We start from the raw sequence: 2,781 nt of genomic DNA, 5'->3' as shown, positions 1-2,781 counted from the left end.
CTCTAATCCAACTGAGCTACAAAAATGCGCATAACATAAACGTTAATTCTTTATAGCATATAAAATTAGTAAAAACAAGCCGTTAAATCAATTTTTTTTAACCGCCAAGTGTGACATGAATTTGTAACATAAAATGTCACACTTTTATGTCACACTTAAAAGCTAAATAAAAAAAAAGCGGAGGGTCAGTGTGACATTTTTTTTGTGGTCTTCAGCTTCTTCCGAGCGCCAAATCCACCAGGAATTTGCTTGTTGTCTTGCCGGCTTTTTCCGCAAGCTCCTTTATCCGCCCGCGCTCCTCCGGCTGGCAGCTTACCTGAAAAAGCATGCGTGTTGTGCCCTTGTTGTTTTTTCCCATTCCCCGCTCCCGTGAGCGCGGAGCGCGGGCTTTTGCCTCATTTTCCATTTTTGCCTCTCCTGAAAAAAACAGCGCCTGCAAGCAAGATTAAAAAAACCGCCAGAAAGACATTTTTAAAAAATATCAGCGAAAGATTTGCCAGAATAACCAAAAACCCGATTACAAGAAAATACATACGTTGCCTCCTTTAAAAATTATTGACTTTGATATAAAAAAAACTTAGACTAAATAAAGGCGGGCGGTGTCTATCCGCCAAGCCTTGCGCTATTTAAGCGCGTTGATGAGTGCTGCTATTGCCGATATTAGCATTGCGACTGCTGTAATCAGTTTTGCTAAGGCATTTAGCAGCTTTTCTTTTTTCAGCATCCCGCTTTTCACGCTCCTTATCGGGAAGTTTCACTTGATGCTTTTATAACACTATAAATATGTTTACTTGTCAACTCATTTTTGATAAATGCTTTTATTTTTCCAAAAACTCCATAAGCCTGTCCTTTTCTTTCGCCACGCTCATCTTTCCGCAGAAGTTGCACGACGCGAACTCGCACTGGTGGGGCTCTGCCTGTATGTGGAAATCCGCCAGCGGCTCTTTCTGCCTGCATTTTCCGCCGGCTATTCCGTGGTGATAGTCAATCATAACGTACACATAGTCTATGTCCCGCGAGCAGTACCAGCCTTTTGTCATAAAGCCCTCTTTCAGCTGTGTAATCTGGCTTTCTGTTCCCGCCACCTGCCCTGTGATCAGCGCGTTCTGGCTCCAGCACTCCTCCTGCGTTCCGTCGTCCTTGTAAAGCATAAAGCGCGGATGAGGCTTCTTGAAGCTCGTCTTCAATTCTCCGCGTATTCTTCTGTTCACCGCCTTTGCTGAAAAATCTGTCGCAATGTCTATCAGGTAGCTTATATTGTTCGCCTCGCAGAATTCCTTTATCTTCCCGATTTCATCCGGATTGTCGCCTGTGTTCACTTTCTCGCATTTTATCGTAAGGTTTTCGGTGTCCTTCAGGCTGAGGATTTTTGAGGAGTAAGTTTCAAAGTCGATGCACTCGCTGTGCCAGGAGGCGCAGACCTCAAGCGCGCAGCTTCTTGTTTTCAGGTATTCCGCAAGGCTCTCAAAATATTCCTTCGGACGGTGAAAGTTTGTCACTATGTATACTTTTTTCAGCTTTTGCGATGCTATCTTTGAAAGAAGATTCTCAAGGTCGAAAAGCGTGACTTCTCCGCCTACAAGGTCGAGCTTGATTTTATCTGCCTTCATCTCGTCCATAATCCGCGAGATGTCCGGGGCTGCCGCGATGCTCCTTTTTTCGTCCTCCTCCAATGTTCCCCAGATGTCCGGCTGGTCCTGGCAGTACCTCTGGATGCAGTATGAGCAGGAAAAATTGCAGTTGTGCGTTACGCGCCACTTTATGACGCCCTTGAATTCGTCCAGGTTCTCAATCGCCTCTATCATTTTTTATGTCTCCTATTTTGCGTTTATGGTGGCTATCTCCCATTCAGTGAATGCGCTTATCTTGTCTGAATACACCGTATGCAGGACAGGGTCGCTCTCCCTGTCCATGCCGTCTGTATCGGCGGAGACGCTGACTGTTTTTTTTATTTTATGCTTTCCCGCCGCGTGAAAATAAAAATCAACGCTGACATTAATGTCGGTCTCGCCGAAATAGAAGAACTGGTCAATATTATAAGTCTGCCCGGACTTAAGCTCGTGGTCTGAGTATTCAAGGCTCTCTTCATATTCATCTTGAATATTTCCTTTGCTGTCATAATAGAAAGAACGAAGTTTTATCGAATCCAGATACAGGCGCTCAAAATAGTGCCTTGCGGTGACTGCAAAGCCCGAGAGCCGTATGTCCTCTACCCACCAGTCGGAGCACCCGCTGCTGTGGAGCGTTGAGCTCCAGTAAAGGTTCGCCTTGAAGTCTATGGAGAACGCGTCCTCCCATACAGTCTGGCCGTTGATTTTGACAACGGCAGGAACAGAGCCGTTTATATTTACAAGCCGTGGCGTTTTGCCGTTTATGCTTATCATGCAGATATAGTCATTCTTTTTAATTTTTTTATAAAGTTTTACTTGAAAAGTATTAACATAATAATCAAAACGCATTATATTATAAATATCAGGAGGTAATAAGAATGTGAAGCAAAAAAAGAAAAAAAAATGGTCAAGAGCAGAAATAATCGCCATGCTGGCTTTTCTGCTGGAACTTCTAAGGTTCATTCTTGACCAGTTTTTCTAAGTTAGACGCTTAGTTTTCCGCCGTTCATAGATATTAGCAGTATCTATGGGCGGTTTTAAAATAGTCAAATTATACAGGAGTGTCAATAATGAGCAGAATAGAAAAAATAATGGTAGCAATTTTAGTTCTTCAAATTCTTGATATTGTTTTAAGATTTATAAAATAAAGAGGCATAAAATGGACGAGGTA

3 protein-coding genes are annotated in these 2,781 nt (G+C 43.0%); all 3 read right to left on the bottom strand.

From position 1 onward, the window contains the following. Nucleotides 1-211: 211 nt before the first annotated feature. Nucleotides 212-406 carry a plasmid mobilization protein gene (locus B2X33_RS01615; RefSeq protein ID WP_296667111.1) on the bottom strand — a complete coding sequence of 65 codons (195 nt, stop codon included), beginning with the start codon at nucleotides 404-406 and terminating at the stop codon, nucleotides 212-214. A 412-nt stretch (nucleotides 407-818) separates the two neighbouring features. Continuing rightward, a complete protein-coding gene (locus B2X33_RS01610) occupies nucleotides 819-1,805 on the bottom strand; it encodes a GTP 3',8-cyclase MoaA family protein (protein ID WP_296667109.1) in 987 nt (328 codons plus the stop codon). 12 nt (nucleotides 1,806-1,817) lie between these two features. After that, complete coding sequence (locus B2X33_RS01605) at nucleotides 1,818-2,384, bottom strand: hypothetical protein (RefSeq protein WP_296667106.1); 567 nt, start codon at nucleotides 2,382-2,384, stop codon at nucleotides 1,818-1,820. Nucleotides 2,385-2,781: the final 397 nt, after the last annotated feature.

The organism is Treponema sp. UBA785 (assembly GCF_002297065.1).
Lineage (GTDB): Bacteria > Spirochaetota > Spirochaetia > Treponematales > Treponemataceae > Treponema_D.
This window is presented reverse-complemented; position numbering and strand designations above follow the sequence as displayed.